The following is a 13,816-nucleotide window of genomic DNA, read 5'->3' on the forward strand; positions in this document are numbered from 1 at the left end:
AAAGCGCGTGCGGAAACGTCCCGTGGCCAGCCGAGCATTTCGAGACGCTGTCCTCCGCCTGTAACCCAGGGGGGCGGACATTTTGGCTGAACAGTTAAGGGCGGACAGAATCGCTGACCATTGACACACCCCGCCGTGATTCTTGCAAGTCTAGACCCCTGAGGGTACCCTCAGGGGTCTCGCAAGCGTCCGCCGTGCGTCGGGGCCAACGGGAGTGGAACATGCATACCTGCCCGAAGTGCTTTAAGCAGAACCCACCGGAGGCCGCGTTCTGTGGCTTCTGCGGTGCCGGCATGGGTCAGGCAAAGCCTGCCCCCGGCGCCGAGAAGAAGACGGTCTTCGGATACGTCGCCAACTTCGTCCCGCCGCCAGCCGGTGGGGCCCCGGCCACGGCTCCCGCGCCCGCCCCGACTCCATCCGCGCCGGCGGCTGCACCTCCCGTCCAGATGCCGCCGGTCCCCGCAGCCGGGGCCGAGATCCGGGTTCCGGTCGCGCCGCCACGTCGGCCCTCCACTGCGCACGAAGCCGCACCGCCCGTCGCCGCGGCTCGCTCCGAGGATGGCATCGGCGATCACTATCGCCTGGGCGGCGCGCGAGTGCCGGTGCCCTGCGGCGAGCTCTGCTATGGGTCCGACGCCCGCGACCGCACCGAGGTGGAGATCCTGCTCGTGGATCCCGCCGTCTTCCCATCTCCGCTCGACATGGAGCGCGCGCGCCGAGAGCTGCGCCAGCTGCAGAAGGCGGAACACCCGGCCATCGTGCGCGTGCTGGACCACGGCAAGACCGAGGACGGCCGCCTCTTCGTGGTAAGCGAGCGGGTGAAGGGCACGTTGCTCAGCGACTTCATCGTCACGGGGCAGCTCCTCGGGCTCGCCGAAGCGCAGAAAGTGGTGCTCGAGGTCGGAAGCGCGCTCGCCGAGGCCCAGAAAGTGGGCGTCGTCCACCGCGACATCGCGCCGCACAACGTGTCGCTGCTGGACGGCTGGACGGTCAAGATCGGGGGCTTTCCCCTCGCGCCGCCGCTGAAGCGTCACGTCTTCGGCACGCCCGAGTTCATCAGCCCCGAGCAGGCCTCCGGCCGGCCCGTAGACCAGCGGTCCAACATCTACAGCCTTGGAGCGTTGCTCTTCTACACGCTCACTGGACGCCCCCCCTTCCAGTCCAGCAACGTGGACGAGTTGCTCGAGAAGCACGTGAAGGAGGAGCCGCCCTCCGTACGGTCGGTGCGCCCGGATCTCAATCTGCCGGGCAGGGTAGACGCGCTGATCCAGAAGGCTCTCTCGAAGAGCTCCAGCCGACGTCACCTCACGCTGCGGCAGTTCCTCCGCGAGGTGGAGGGACTCACGGGGGGGGCCGACGACGTCGCGGCGGTGGGAGGGGGCGCTCCGCTCTCCTTCGAGACGCCGCTGCACGGCATGACGGCGCTCACGGGGGGAGACCGACCGCCCTCGTCGGAGGTGCCGGCCTTGCGTGCAACCCCATCCCGGCCCGCCCTGGGGATGGACGAGTGGGCCAGCACGGTGGTGGACGCGCAAACCCTGCCGCCCGAGCCCGACGAGATAGCGCCGCCGACGGGTGAAGAGCTCGTCCCCGCGCCGCACCTCGCCAAGACCATGCCTCCTCCGCCGGCGCACATGGCCCCGACGATCCGTCCGGACTTCGGGATTCCGGCGCCCTCGGGGCTGAGTCCCACTCCTTCCGCCACGGCACCCGTCGCGCCGCCACGGCCGGTCACGGTTCCGCCGCCCATCGGCGCCCACGCGGCCCCCGCGGCCTCGGGGGAGATGACGGGTGGCGGAGGAGTGACACTTCGGGCGGCCCCACAGCCCGTCGTTCCTCCCCCGTCGGAAACGCGCCCTGCGGCGGCGCCACCACCGACCGCCGCAGCCGCTGCCCAGGGCGGTCGCCCCGCCTTCCGCGAGACGATGTGGTTCTTCAAGGGCGAGGTCGAGGCGGCCGCGGCGCAGGCCGGCGAGGAATCCGTGGCCCTCGCTCCCGCCCCCGGCGAGGAAGCCATCAACCCGGCCGAGCTCGCGGGCAAGTACGCCGACGACGGCAGCATGTCCGAAGCCGAGGCGCGCCGGTTGTCGCTGCGGACGGGCAAGACCCAGATGATGCAGGCGGTCCGCGTACCGGGGGGACCGATGCCGGGCGAGCGGATGGACGCCGAGGATTTCGTCGGCGAGATGAACAAGCGCACGCGGATGCTCATCTACGTCGGTATCGCCGCGGTCGTGCTCGTGCTGGTGGGGGTCGGAATCTTCCTCGGCCTCAGGAAGTAGCAGCGCCCTCTCGGCCGGAGGCCTCGTCGCGCTCCGGCGTCAAACCTTCGCCACGTCCTCGCCGTCGAGCTTGATCACCATCGTGCCGAGGAGCACGCGGAGGCTCCCCTTGCCATCCACCTCCTGCACCGTCCCGGTCTTACCGGCGAACACGCCGCGGACGACCCGCACGTGGTCGTGCTTGGACAGGCCCTTCGACTTCGTGCGAACCGCTTCCTCCTGGAGGGTCTTGCGCATGGACACGAAGTCGTTGTCCCGGCTCCAGGCCACGTAGTGCAGCACCGGGAGCAGCGCGCCCAGCAGGCGCGCGGAGACCGTCGCGAAGGTCGGCTCGGCCAGCGTCGGATCCTCGCGCGAGAAGCGACGACCCACCGCCACCCAGCTGTGGGTCGCGGGGAGCTCTCGAATCAGCTCCTGCAGCGCCTCATCCCCGAGCTCCGCGGTCGCAATCGACGCTCGCCCGTCGATGCCCAGGGCGAACTCCTCGGGCAAGCCTCGCAGCAGCGACAGCAGCTTCTCGCGCACGAAGAAGTCCTGCGTCTTCCGCTGGAGGTTCTCGCGGTCCACGGCGGCGTCCGCGTGCAGCTTGAGCGCCACCTCGAGCCCCTTCGCATCCACCATCAGCGAGAGGAAGATATGGTTCCGTAGCGGAGACGGATCCTCGATCAGCGACGCGATGGTGCGTTGCCGATCGATAATCCGGTCGAGCTCGCAGCGCGCCTCCTTGTTGCGGGAGAAGAAGAGGTACTGGTTCTCGACGCGGTGCTGGTTCCAGAGCGCCGGATGCTCGGCGCTGGTTTCGCACTCGAGCAGCGAGCCGTCCGGCGCGACCATGAGCGGGTTCAGGTCTCGTCCCAGTCCGAGGAGCTTCTGCTTGACCTGAAGGCGCTCCAGGTTGAAGACGTTGCTCCGCCACTTCCGCTCTAGAAAGGCGTCGAAGTCCGCTGGCGTGAAACCCTGGAATGGCACGCCGGGAGAGTATCGGGGGGAAGCGCCACCGTCAATCGACAGCGGGAGAGGGCAGTCCTGGGTCGGGGGTCTGCGCCAGATAGACGGGCCACCGCTCCGCGCGCTCGTGGGCGAACGCCGCCCCTCGGGCCGCCAGCTCCTGGAGGGTGAGAGGCTCGATCCACGACGCCACCTCTACACGCCGATGGACGACCATAGCGGCTAGCTCGAGAGCGAGCTGCGGGTGCAGGGAGCGGATCCACCGTAGCGGCGCACCGCCTTCGAGCAGCCGCGGAAGCGCGGCCGACGCTCCGTCTCCAACGCGCAGCGCCGCGCTGGCGAAGGTCCACGAGCGCGCCTCTCGCCGCAGTCTCTCGGAGGCCTCCAGGGAGGGCGCAGCCGGGTCGAGATCCAGCAGGTGGTAGCGCCCTCCGGGCAGGTCGCCTGGCTCGGGCGCAGCATGGGAGACCGAACACCCCGGCGGGGCCGCCGCGGTCGAGGCCATCGGGTGCACCCAGTGGGGACGGAGCCCCGCCGCGCGCAAGGTCTGGAGCGGCAGCGCCCCCGGCCCCACCGGGCCGAAGAAAACGACCACGTCGCCCGGAACCATCCCGACCGTTGCGGTGGCCTGATACGTGGGTCCGGCGAGCGCCAGCAGCACGACCACCTCGGCAACGTTCGCCCCGTCGGGGAGCCCCGGCGCCAGGAAGCTTTCGGGGAGAAGGGTCTCTCGGGCGAAGCCGCCGGGGACGTCGAGGCCCGGTCGTCGCGGGGCGAGGCAGGCCAGGTGCTGCGCTCCCTGGCAGGCCGAGCAGGCTCCGCAGGGGAGGAAACCGCCGCAGAGGAGGCGTCTCCCGGCCTCGGTGCGCCCGACGAGCACGCCCCCCGGGACGCGCGGAAAGCAGGCGCCGGTCGCCGGCTCTGCCGCTCCCGCCAGCTCCTCCAGAGACGGGGCGCAGGCCTCGACGACGAGGCGAACCCAACCTTCGGCTTCGGGTTGCGGGAGTCGCTCGCGATCCGTCACGAGCCACGGGCCGAGAGGCGACCTCTGCACGACGCACAGGCCCGAAAGGGGCGCTGAGCCGGTGCGTGCCCCAGAGGAGAGGAGTCCCGGGGTCAAGGCCCTAGTCCACGACCTCGTCCACGTCGATCTCGTTCGTATCCTCTGCCACGCTGTCTGCTCCGAAGCTTGCGTGCTCGTGGGTCGCAGCGGCGCGAGATCCGGCACCTCGCGCCCCTCCCCGAGCTGCTCCCGGAGGCGCCGCTTCGGGCGCGGGCTCGGTGCGCTCGAGTGCGGCCAGCTCCGCAGCTCGTCCCTGGCGCGTCTTGTACCGGTCGAGAGCCTGACAGAGGTCTTCGTAGGAGATCATGTCGCGTTGCACCCTTCCCGTGGAGACGCCTCATCGTAGCCGCCGGGCGACGCCGAGACAATCCTGCCGTACCGCCCCGCCGCAGCGTCACTTGGCGTTGCGAACCGTTGCCCGTGGCGACGCCCGCTCAAAGGACCTCAACTCAGTCGACGATGGGCAAGCGTAGGTGCACGGACTGCGCGCCGCGCACGAGGTGCACCGTGAGCTCCTCTCGGGCCCCCGCTGCGCTCCAGACGGCCATGAACTCTTCCGGCCGCTCGATGGGGCGGCCGTTGACAGCCCGGACGATGTCTCCGGCCAGAAGCTCCCCCGGACCCCGGTAGGCCCGCACTCGCCAACCGAAGAACCGCCCGCGACGGAACGTCGGGCGAACGTCGATGAGCGCAATGAAGCGCTGAGCCCCCGCTCGGAGCCAGTCCGCAAACCCCCCGCGGCGCAGCGCCGCGCGCCCGTCAGGCAGACGGACGACGAAGAGCGCCGACGACGAGGAACCTTCCTCGGGCGGGGCAGGCGCCACGCCGGCGGAGGCTGCACGGGGCACGGACGCCACATTTCCGGGCGGAATGACGGGGGACGATTGCGCGGGGGGAGGGGAGGAGTGTGCGGCACATCCGGCGAGCGCCACGACGACCAGGAAGCTTCCCCGGGCGCTCGCCGGATGTACCTCGGTCCCATCGGTGGAAAATGGTCGGCGAAGGCGCATTTTCCGCCCCTACGCTGGCAGACCCGTGGGCGCGCCGCAAATTTTTTCTACCGCGAGGAAGATCTCCTCGCCCACCACCAGCACGGGTTGTGTCCCGTCGATGCGCACAGCGCGAGGTGCCCGGCCGTGGATCGCGCCTCGGTCGGCGGATCCCCCGAGGAGGGCCTCGTAGGACGCTGCGACCCTCCGCTGCTGTTCCATCGGGTCGAAGATCTCCCGTGGCCCGCCCCGCTGCGCGAGCCGGGTCTGCGCCACCTCGGGGACCACGTCGAGCCAGACGGTAAGGTCGGCGTCGGGGGCGTGCCGGTTGAGCTCGGCCACCCACGCTGGATCCAGATCTAGACTCTGGTAGGCCAAGGACGAGTATACGTACCGATCGCTCACGACGTGGATCCCTGCCTCGAGCTGCGGCTGGATCTCTCGGGCCAGATGATCCAACCGGTCGGCCGCGAAGAGCAGGGCGAGCGTGGCGCGCGAAACCCCTCCCGCCCCACCTCGCAGCGCCTCGCGCGCCAGCCGGCCGATCGGCCCGTCCGTGGGCTCGCGGGTCAGGTACGCCGGCAGGCCAGCGGCCACGAGGCGTTCCACGAGAAGGCGGGCCTGCGTCGTCGTCCCCGCGCCGTCCAGTCCCTCGAGCGCGATCAAGCGGCCCCGCGGTGGCGTCACGTGAGGTCTCGTCGGCGACGCCCCACGCGAAGGGCCCAGAAGACCACCGTCAACGCCACGGCCAGCGCGCCTCCCAGCAGGATCGACCACCGCCGGCGGGCCGCCATGCGCTCGTAGATCGCCTTCTCGTCGCTCGCCTGCCCCGGGGCGAGCAGCGCGGCGGCGCGGGACTGCCACTCGCCGCGCCCCCCTTGCGCGCGGTCCCGCAGGGCCTCCGCCATGGCCCTCCGGGCCTTCATGAGGTCCCTCGCCCGCCCCTCCGGAAGGAGGTGCAGGGCGACGGTCAGCAGGTGAACGGCCTCGTCGTACCGACGGGCCTCCAGGAGCTCTGTCCCTCGCTTGCCGAAGATGCGCGCCATGTGCGGCGCCTGCGGATGATCCGGCGCGTTCGCGAGGAGCTCCCCGAAGCGAGCGAGCGCCGGCTCCAGCCTCCCGCCCCGCACCATCGCCTCGGCGCGAAGATACTCGCCCCGCTGACGCTCCTCCCTACGCTGGTCCTGAAGACGGAAGAGTCGCTCCGCCAGCTCGCGAGGACCGTAGTCTCTCTTGAGGTGACGCAGGCGCTCCTCCCCCGCGGCGGGCGTCGCAGATCGCCGCGGCGTCGCAGGCTCCTCCTCCAGAAGGCGCGCCGCGAGCGCGTGGTGCGCGAGCTGCCGATAGGTCATGTAAAGGGCCTGCTCGTCGTCGGTCTTCTTGCCGCCGGGCAGCTTCAGGCGTCGCTTCTCCTCCTTCGGCGGGGCGCCCGTCACGTAGCGCAGCGTGGCCCAGCGCGCGGCCTGCCGCACTTCCCTCGTCGGGGAGTCCACGAGCTTCACCACGCCGTCCACCGCCGCCGGGTCGCGCACCTCGCCGTAGGCCATCAGGATCGCCGCGAGCAGTACAGGGTCCGTCTGCTGGAGCGCGAGCTCGGGCCGGGCACGGTTCATCCGGTCGAGCTGATACGCCGCGTACCGGGTGATCTTGTAGGCCAGAGGATCGGTCGTCGCGCGCGCCCGCACGAGCGCCGGCACCGCCCGGTCGCCCATCCCGCGCAGAAGGCGCCCACACTCGTCCCGGTAGGCCCCCTGGTGCCGGAAGGCAAAATGGAGCAGCGCCGCCGCCGCGTCGGGGTGGCCCGTCCCCGCGATGGCCCGCATCAGTGCGACCGTATACCGTGCGTCGGCGATGGCCCGCAGCGCCGCGCTCCCTCGCGCGACCCGCGACGGAGGCATCAGCAGCGCCTCGAGCCAGTCGGCCTCGGCCCTGCCGGCGCCCGTGGAGTCGAATCGTCCGGCGCGATCCGGCACCAGCGCCCCGAGCGCCCGCAGGGTCCCCTTCTGCTCCTCGGCGGAGCAAGTCGTCGGGCGGTTCAGCTCCGTCACGAGCAACGGCAGATCCCCCGCCGTGGCTGTCGAGAGCTCGCGCAGGGCACTTCGCCGCTCCGCGGTGATTGCGGACCCGAGCTGTCTGCGAAGCGCGGCGAGTCGGCCGACTTGCAGCCGGGCCGCACGTCCCGTGAAGCGGTGAAAGGGAGAGGTTGGCGCGCCGGAAGAGGCGAACGCCGGGGCCGCGCCCGGAAGGCCCGAAGCCGCCAGGCAAGCGAGCGCACAGGAAGCGATCGTCGAACGCTTGAGCCTCTGCAGTGCCATGGACGCCGCTCCCGCACCTCGGCTGGCCCAACGGCTCGAGGAGTAACAGAGCGCGTGCGAGGGTGTCCAGTTTTTGGCGGGTGACCTAGAGGCCGCTCAGTGCACGAGAGCCGTCCCCCGCGGACTATCCGAGGCCAGCACGCGCCCGAGCACTGCCTCTTCGGCAGCTGATCCAAGCTCGCGAAAGCGAACTCCCATGCCTACCATGCGCCGGTACTGGCCACCATCTCCGTAGTCGAGGGAGTAGTGGTTCCGCACGGTGCCGAGCAGGCACAGCGCCCGCTCGCCGTGCGCGCCGGCGAACCAGATCCGGATCAGACTGCCGAGGGGCAGGAGCGTCTGGGTCTCGAGAAACACCCCGCCCTCCGAGATGTTTCGTGCGAGGCAGGTGACCGTCCCGTGGAGGACCGATTCCACGGTGAGGGGAACGGCGATGTTGAGTCGGAGAAAGCTGCGTCGATCGTGGGTCATGAACCGTCCTTGTGTAGGACCACCATCGGGCAGTAGCCCAATGAAGTCAAAAAACCTACATCCGCCTACTTCCTTCGTAGCTCGGCGAGAGCTCAAAGACGGTATTCCGACCGGTCGCCTTGACCCCCTCGGAGGGGGGATGGTAGATTTCAAAAAGCTCGTCAGTTGGCGATCTTAGTCCAGCAGCCCTGGAGATTTTCGTGAAAGGTTCACGCCATGTCTGAGCCGGGCGGACCGACCGGGTCCGGCGCGATGCGGGTCGCCGGTGCGGCGGGGGAAGGGGACGGGGCAGTGCTGATTCCAATGAAGGTTGCTCGACTTACCGTAGACCCGTGTAACGGGCTTCCGCTGGTCCTGCTGGAAGGCCTGGAGGGCGGCCACCTCCTCCCCATCTGGGTCGGGCTCGCCGAGGCCAGCGCCATCGCCGTTCCCCTAGAGGGAGTGCAGTTCGCTCGCCCGATGACGCACGACCTCATGTATTCGCTGCTCAGCGCGTGCGGCGCAGAGGTCGTGCACATCGTGGTGACGGAGGTCCGCGACCAGACCTTTTACGCGCGCATCATCCTCCAGCAGGGAGAGCAGCGGTCCGAGGTGGACGCCCGGCCCTCCGACGCGCTGGCCCTGGCCCTGCGCACCGGCTGCGCCATCTTCGTCAACGAGCGCGTGCTGTCGGCGACGGCCCGCCCGACGGTGACAGCGGCCCACGCCAGCGCGGATCCCGCGCTGGCATCCGAAGATCCTCCGCGCGCCGCGGACTGGCTGGAGAGCCTTCCCGACGAGGAGTTCGGCAAGTGGAAGATGTAGCGCTTCTTCGGCCCCGCGCGAGGCCTCGCCTCGTGTGGGCCTGGGCTCCCCCCGCTGCCGTGGCGCTCTGCATCTTCGGCCTCTCGTCCCTGCCGGGGACGACCCTGCGCTACGAGTTCTTTGCCTGGCAGGACAAGCTCGCCCATTTCCTCGCCTATGGCCTCCTGGCCTTCCTCACGGCACGCGCGTTCCGCCGTAGTCGCGGCTGGAGGGCGCTGACCTGCGCCGCCGTGGCGAGCGCCCTCATGCTGGCGTACGGCGTTCTCGACGAGATCCACCAGAGCTTCGTGCCCTACCGGAACCCGGACGTCCTCGACGTGACGGCCGACCTGGCGGGGGCCCTCACGGCCTGCGGCCTGTGGATCGTCCTCGCCGGCCGCGAACGACGCCTCGCCCGCAGCGCATGATCCAATCCTTCGAAGGAGCAACCCCGGTCCTTGGGGCCGAGGTCTTCGTCGCCGAGAGCGCGCTCGTCCTCGGGCGCGTGACGCTCGGGGCGTCGTCCAGCGTGTGGTACGGATCGATCCTGCGGGGCGATGTGGAGGCGATCCAGGTCGGCAGCGCGACGAACCTGCAGGACCGGTGCGTCATCCACGTCACCACGGATCGCTTTGGGGTCGTGATCGGCGACCGCGTCACCGTCGGCCACGGCGCGATCTTGCACGGGTGCCGGATCGCCGACGAAGTCCTCGTCGGGATCGGCGCGACGATCCTGGACGGAGTCCACGTCGGGCCGGGCAGTCTGGTGGCGGCCGGCTCCCTCCTGCCCCCCGGGAAGCAGTATCCCCCCGGATCCCTCATCGTGGGCTCTCCGGCCCGCGTGGCTCGTCCCATCACCGAGCAAGAGCGACGCATGATCGCCGAGACCGCGTCGCGCTACGTCGAGTTGGCGCACCGTCACGGTCGTTTGACCGGGTAGCCCTCGGTTGTTACCATGGGCGGGCCTGCGGCACGACATCCGCCGCCCCGCACGAGGCGCCTTGAGCAGGTCTCCACGCCCCCCGGCATGACGGTACAACGCCTCCTCGTGGCTGTGTTCGTGGCGGTCCTCGCTGGCGGCGAACGGACGGCCTGGGCCGACCGCATCGAGCGCCTGGTTCAGATCCTGCGCACCGATCCGAGCTCCAAGGTTCGACTCCAGGCCGCCCTCACGCTAGCGAAGCTCAAGGATCCCCGAGCCGCGCCGGCGCTCCTGCAGGCGCTCAAGGATGCAAGCCCCATGGTCCGCGGCGTCTCGGCCGCCGCCCTCGGAGCGCTCGGGGACGCACGCGCCATCCCGGCGCTCAAGCAACTCGCGCAGCAAGACGAGCACCCCTTCGCACGCACCCAGGCCAAGAAGGCCCTCGAGGCCTTGAGCCGCGAACAGGCCGCCGGAGGCCCCGCCCCGGGAACGCGCCTCTTCGTCACCCTCGGGAAGATGACCAACACCGCCAAGGAGGGTGGGCCTCGCCTGGCGGCGGCGCTCGGCGAGGCGCTGCTCGCGGAGTTCTCCAAGGTGGCGGGGGTGGCGACGCGCTGGGGCGGTGGGGCAGGGGCCGTGCCTTCGAGCGCCGACCTGGCCCGGCGTGGCATCAAAGGCTTCGCCCTGGACGGCGCCATCGTGAGCTTGAGCCACGCGCCGCAAGGTGGCGAGGTGGAGCTCTCCTGTAACATCAAGGTCTCGCTGGCGACCTTTCCGCAGCACAGCATGAAGGCGTTCTACACCGGCGGCGCGAGCATGTCGGTCCCGGCGGGAGACTTCAAGCCTGCCACCGCCGAGGGTCTGTACCGCGAGCTGGTGCAAGGAGCCGCCCAGGGGGCGCGTCAGCACATCGTACAGAGTTACTTGAGCTCGCAGTAGGGAGGGACGAGATGGCCGTACACCGACGGAAACTGCGAAACTACCTTCTGGATCGTCGCTATCAGCTCCACTTCACGCTGATCATGGTCGTGGTGAGCGCGCTGCTCACCGCGGGGCTCGGCTACTTCTGGTACGACGAGATGCGCAAGGCCTCGAGCATCGTGGAGGTGAAGGCGCTCGGGAGCCTGACCGACGACGAGGTGCGCCAGGTGAAGGAGGATTTGCACGAGCAGGACAAGACCCGCCTCTGGATCCTCGTCGGTTTCGGGACGCTCCTCTCGGTCGTGCTAGCGGGTTACGGCATCATGCTCACGCACAAGGTTGCCGGCCCGCTCTACAAGATCGGACGGCACATGCAGGACGTGCGAGACGGCAAGCTCGAATCCCTGTGGGACCTCCGCAAGGGGGACCTCCTGCAGGAGTTCTGGCTGGTGTTCAAGGACATGCACACCGCCCTGCGAACGCAAACCGAGCACGAAGCGGCGCAATTGGCAGAGGCCATCGCGGCGGCAGAGCGCCAGCTCGCCCAGATGGGTCCCGAGGCGTCCGGGGAGCTCAAGCGGTGCCTGGACACGCTCCGCGAGCTGCGCGATCGAAAGCTCGAGAGCTGCCGACCGGCCGCGACGGGCGGCCAGCAGGACGCCTAACCGAAACCGGCGTCTCAGCTCTCGCGACCGCCCTTCCGGCCGCGCTGGCGGAAGACGAGCCGGATCGGGGTTCCGGCGAACCCGAATCGGTCGCGTAGCCGGTTCTCGAGATAGCGCCGGTAAGCCGTAGTCACGCCACCCACCGCGTTCGTGCTGACGACGAAGGTCGGCGGCGCCACGCGAGCCTGGGTGCCGTAGTAGAGCCGCACCGGTCGTCCGCGGAAAGCGGGCGGCGGGTGCGACTCTACCGCGTGTTCCAGAAACCGGTTCAGCTCCGCAGTGGCGATGCGGCGACCGCACTGGGCCCGCACCCGTCGAACGGTCGGGAGGAGGCGATTCACCCCCGCGCCCGTGACGGAGGAGAGATAGACCACCGGCGCGTAGTCCACGAAACCCAGCTCGTCGTCGCGCTGCTCGAGCAGGCGGCGCCGCGCGGCTGCTGCCGGCCCCATGAGGTCCATTTTCGCGAAGACCAGGACGAGTCCGCGCCCCGCCTCCAGCGCCATGGTCGCAATCCGTGCGTCCTGGGTCGCGACCCCCGTCTGCGCATCCACGAGGAGGCACGCGATGTGGGCCTCCTCGATGCACCGCATGGCGCGCAGGACAGACAGCTTCTCCGCGGCCTCCTCTGTCTTGCTGCGGCGCCGAATGCCCGCCGTGTCGACCAGTACGATGCTCCCCCCGGGAAGATCGAGCTCCGCATCTACCGGGTCCCGCGTGGTCCCGGCGACGGGAGAGACGATGGATCGTTGCTGCCCGATCAGTCGGTTGAGCAGCGCGGACTTCCCGGCGTTCGGACGCCCCACGAGCGCCACGCGGATCGGCCCCTCGGGGACGGCGACGACGCTCTCCTCGGTCTCCGCCGCGTCGTCGTGCTCCGCGCCCGGGGCGCCGTCGTCGTCTTCGCCATCGTCGAACTCCCCGTCCTCATCCGACCCGGCGAGAATCGACGCCTGGGGATCCGAAGCCGGCGCGTCGCCCGGCGGAAGCGCCTCGGTGATCGCGTCGAACAGCTCCTCGACACCTCGGCCGTGCTCCGCCGAGACGCCCACGACCGGCGACAGCCCGAGCCGGTGGCACTCCGCAATCAGCGGGTCCTGCGGCCGGCCGTCCACCTTATTTGCGACCACGAGCACCGGGCGACCGGAGGCCCGCAGCTCCCGCGCGAGGTATTCGTCGGTGGGCGTGATCCCCTGCCGTGCGTCGCAGACCAGGATGACGACGTCCGCCTCCTCGACCGCCACGCGCGCCTGCACGCGCACCTCGACCTCGATCCCGTCCGCGGCGTCCGGCTCGAAGCCGCCCGTGTCCACGAGGTGAAAGGGACGCGGTCCCTTCGTCACGCGCCCGTAGTGCCGATCGCGCGTCATGCCGGGCTGGTCCAAGACCAGCGCTCGGCGGCGGCCGACCAACCGGTTGAAGAGCGTCGACTTGCCGACGTTGGGACGCCCGACAATGGCCACCAGCGGAAGCATCATTCGTAGCCGAAGCGCCGCCGCGGCCCGGGCCTACGGCTCCACTCCGCCTCCACGTGCACCGTCAGGCGCAGGTGCGCCGGGCAGCCGAGCAGACGACCGATCTCGTCTCGAGCCGCGGTGCCGATGTCCCGGATCATCGTCCCGCCGGCCCCGATGACGATGGCCTTCTGGCCCGGGCGCTCGACGTGAATCAAGGCGTCGATGCACACGTCCCCCCGGTCGGGACGCTCTTCGAAGCGCTCCACCTCCACCGCCACCGCGTAGGGGATCTCCTGGTGGCAGCGGGTGAAGACCTGCTCCCGAATGAGCTCCCCCACCAGGAATCGCTCGGCCCGGTCGGTGAACATGTCTTCCGGGTAGAGGTGCGGGCCGACGGGCAGGAGCGCCCTCAGCTCGGCGATCACCCGGTCCACCCCGTCAGCCGCGAGGGCCGAGATGGGCACGATCCGCTCGAAGCCGGCCTCGCACCAGGCCTGCATCAGGGGAAGAACCGTGCGCCGGTCGGCCAGCAGATCGATCTTGTTGATCGCGAGCAGCAACGGCGCCGACGCGTCCTTGTGCTGCTTCACCTGCTCGAGGACGAACCGATCCTCCTCGTGCAGTTGCAGCGCGCCGCCCTCGGCCGCGGCCTTGGCCGACCGCGGCTCCACCTCGGTGACCAGGAGGATCCCGTCCACGCCCTGCAGGCTGCCCAGCGCTTCCTTGATCATGAAGCGATTCAGGTCCGCCTTGCCGCGGTGGATTCCCGGCGTGTCGAGTAGCACCAGCTGGTCGCGCTCGAAGGTCCGCACCCCCAGGATCCGGTTGCGGGTGGTTTGCGGCCGGGGACTGACGATGGCCAGCTTGTTCTCGAGCAACGCGTTCAGCAGGGTGGACTTGCCGACGTTCGGCCGGCCCACGATCGCGACCATCCCGGCGCGCGTCTCGGTCCCTTTCCCTTCGTCGGTCACTTCGGTGGTCATGTCGCTGCTGGGCCTCG

General features: G+C 70.1%; 15 protein-coding genes. 6 read left to right on the forward strand and 9 right to left on the reverse strand.

Annotation, left to right across the window (positions count from 1 at the left end; genetic code table 11):
- The first annotated feature begins 293 nt into the window (after positions 1 to 293).
- The gene (locus IT371_31925) at positions 294 to 2,282 is read left to right on the forward strand and encodes a serine/threonine protein kinase (GenBank protein ID MCC6752300.1); all 1,989 of its coding nucleotides are present in this window, start codon (positions 294 to 296) and stop codon (positions 2,280 to 2,282) included.
- A gap of 39 nt (positions 2,283 to 2,321) precedes the next feature.
- Here the strand turns inward: IT371_31925 and IT371_31930 are convergent, their stop codons facing one another.
- The 7 genes from IT371_31930 to IT371_31960 form a co-directional block, all read right to left on the reverse strand.
- The gene (locus tag IT371_31930; GenBank protein ID MCC6752301.1) at positions 2,322 to 3,251 is read right to left on the reverse strand and encodes a KOW motif-containing protein; all 930 of its coding nucleotides are present in this window, start codon (positions 3,249 to 3,251) and stop codon (positions 2,322 to 2,324) included.
- Between the two features lie 31 nt (positions 3,252 to 3,282).
- Entirely contained in the window at positions 3,283 to 4,284 is a 1,002-nt protein-coding gene (locus IT371_31935; GenBank protein MCC6752302.1) for an alcohol dehydrogenase catalytic domain-containing protein, read from the reverse strand.
- A 70-nt stretch (positions 4,285 to 4,354) separates the two neighbouring features.
- The gene (locus tag IT371_31940) at positions 4,355 to 4,600 is read right to left on the reverse strand and encodes a hypothetical protein (protein MCC6752303.1); all 246 of its coding nucleotides are present in this window, start codon (positions 4,598 to 4,600) and stop codon (positions 4,355 to 4,357) included.
- Between the two features lie 142 nt (positions 4,601 to 4,742).
- Entirely contained in the window at positions 4,743 to 5,141 is a 399-nt protein-coding gene (locus IT371_31945; protein ID MCC6752304.1) for a hypothetical protein, read from the reverse strand.
- A gap of 171 nt (positions 5,142 to 5,312) precedes the next feature.
- Positions 5,313 to 5,969 carry a dTMP kinase gene (gene tmk / locus IT371_31950; GenBank protein ID MCC6752305.1) on the reverse strand — a complete coding sequence of 219 codons (657 nt, stop codon included), beginning with the start codon at positions 5,967 to 5,969 and terminating at the stop codon, positions 5,313 to 5,315.
- A complete protein-coding gene (locus IT371_31955; GenBank protein MCC6752306.1) occupies positions 5,966 to 7,330 on the reverse strand; it encodes a hypothetical protein in 1,365 nt (454 codons plus the stop codon). Before IT371_31955 ends, tmk begins: the two co-directional genes overlap by 4 nt.
- A 363-nt stretch (positions 7,331 to 7,693) precedes the next feature.
- The gene (locus IT371_31960) at positions 7,694 to 8,068 is read right to left on the reverse strand and encodes a PilZ domain-containing protein (protein MCC6752307.1); all 375 of its coding nucleotides are present in this window, start codon (positions 8,066 to 8,068) and stop codon (positions 7,694 to 7,696) included.
- Between the two features lie 216 nt (positions 8,069 to 8,284).
- Here IT371_31960 and IT371_31965 point away from each other — a divergent pair, with 216 nt between their 5' ends.
- The 5 genes from IT371_31965 (at position 8,285) to IT371_31985 (ending at position 11,359) form a co-directional block, all read left to right on the forward strand.
- Complete coding sequence (locus tag IT371_31965) at positions 8,285 to 8,872, forward strand: bifunctional nuclease family protein (GenBank protein MCC6752308.1); 588 nt, start codon at positions 8,285 to 8,287, stop codon at positions 8,870 to 8,872.
- Positions 8,873 to 8,931: 59 nt separating this feature from the next.
- Positions 8,932 to 9,279 (forward strand): VanZ family protein, encoded by a 348-nt coding sequence (gene vanZ, locus IT371_31970; protein MCC6752309.1) that lies wholly within the window; start codon positions 8,932 to 8,934, stop codon positions 9,277 to 9,279.
- Positions 9,276 to 9,791, forward strand: coding sequence for a gamma carbonic anhydrase family protein (locus tag IT371_31975; GenBank protein ID MCC6752310.1), 516 nt, complete (start codon positions 9,276 to 9,278; stop codon positions 9,789 to 9,791). Before vanZ ends, IT371_31975 begins: the two co-directional genes overlap by 4 nt.
- A gap of 87 nt (positions 9,792 to 9,878) precedes the next feature.
- Complete coding sequence (locus tag IT371_31980; GenBank protein ID MCC6752311.1) at positions 9,879 to 10,712, forward strand: HEAT repeat domain-containing protein; 834 nt, start codon at positions 9,879 to 9,881, stop codon at positions 10,710 to 10,712.
- Between the two features lie 11 nt (positions 10,713 to 10,723).
- Positions 10,724 to 11,359 (forward strand): hypothetical protein, encoded by a 636-nt coding sequence (locus IT371_31985; protein MCC6752312.1) that lies wholly within the window; start codon positions 10,724 to 10,726, stop codon positions 11,357 to 11,359.
- A gap of 14 nt (positions 11,360 to 11,373) precedes the next feature.
- Here the strand turns inward: IT371_31985 and der are convergent, their stop codons facing one another.
- Complete coding sequence (der, locus tag IT371_31990; protein MCC6752313.1) at positions 11,374 to 12,837, reverse strand: ribosome biogenesis GTPase Der; 1,464 nt, start codon at positions 12,835 to 12,837, stop codon at positions 11,374 to 11,376.
- Positions 12,834 to 13,799 carry a GTPase Era gene (gene era, locus IT371_31995; protein MCC6752314.1) on the reverse strand — a complete coding sequence of 322 codons (966 nt, stop codon included), beginning with the start codon at positions 13,797 to 13,799 and terminating at the stop codon, positions 12,834 to 12,836. Before era ends, der begins: the two co-directional genes overlap by 4 nt.
- Positions 13,800 to 13,816 lie beyond the last annotated feature (17 nt).

The sequence above is a fragment of the Deltaproteobacteria bacterium genome (assembly GCA_020848905.1).
GTDB lineage: Bacteria > Myxococcota_A > Polyangia.

Excerpts from the sequence above, each read along its gene's own strand:
- IT371_31985 (MCC6752312.1), top strand. The coding sequence starts at position 10,724 with ATGGCCGTACACCGACGGAAACTGCGAAACTACCTTCTGGATCGTCGC.
- der (MCC6752313.1), bottom strand. The coding sequence starts at position 12,837 with ATGATGCTTCCGCTGGTGGCCATTGTCGGGCGTCCCAACGTCGGCAAG.
- IT371_31925 (MCC6752300.1), top strand. The coding sequence starts at position 294 with ATGGGTCAGGCAAAGCCTGCCCCCGGCGCCGAGAAGAAGACGGTCTTC.
- IT371_31980 (MCC6752311.1), top strand. The coding sequence starts at position 9,879 with ATGACGGTACAACGCCTCCTCGTGGCTGTGTTCGTGGCGGTCCTCGCT.
- IT371_31965 (MCC6752308.1), top strand. The coding sequence starts at position 8,285 with ATGTCTGAGCCGGGCGGACCGACCGGGTCCGGCGCGATGCGGGTCGCC.
- IT371_31940 (MCC6752303.1), bottom strand. The coding sequence starts at position 4,600 with ATGATCTCCTACGAAGACCTCTGTCAGGCTCTCGACCGGTACAAGACG.
- IT371_31960 (MCC6752307.1), bottom strand. The coding sequence starts at position 8,068 with ATGACCCACGATCGACGCAGCTTTCTCCGACTCAACATCGCCGTTCCC.
- IT371_31975 (MCC6752310.1), top strand. The coding sequence starts at position 9,276 with ATGATCCAATCCTTCGAAGGAGCAACCCCGGTCCTTGGGGCCGAGGTC.
- era (MCC6752314.1), bottom strand. The coding sequence starts at position 13,799 with ATGACCACCGAAGTGACCGACGAAGGGAAAGGGACCGAGACGCGCGCC.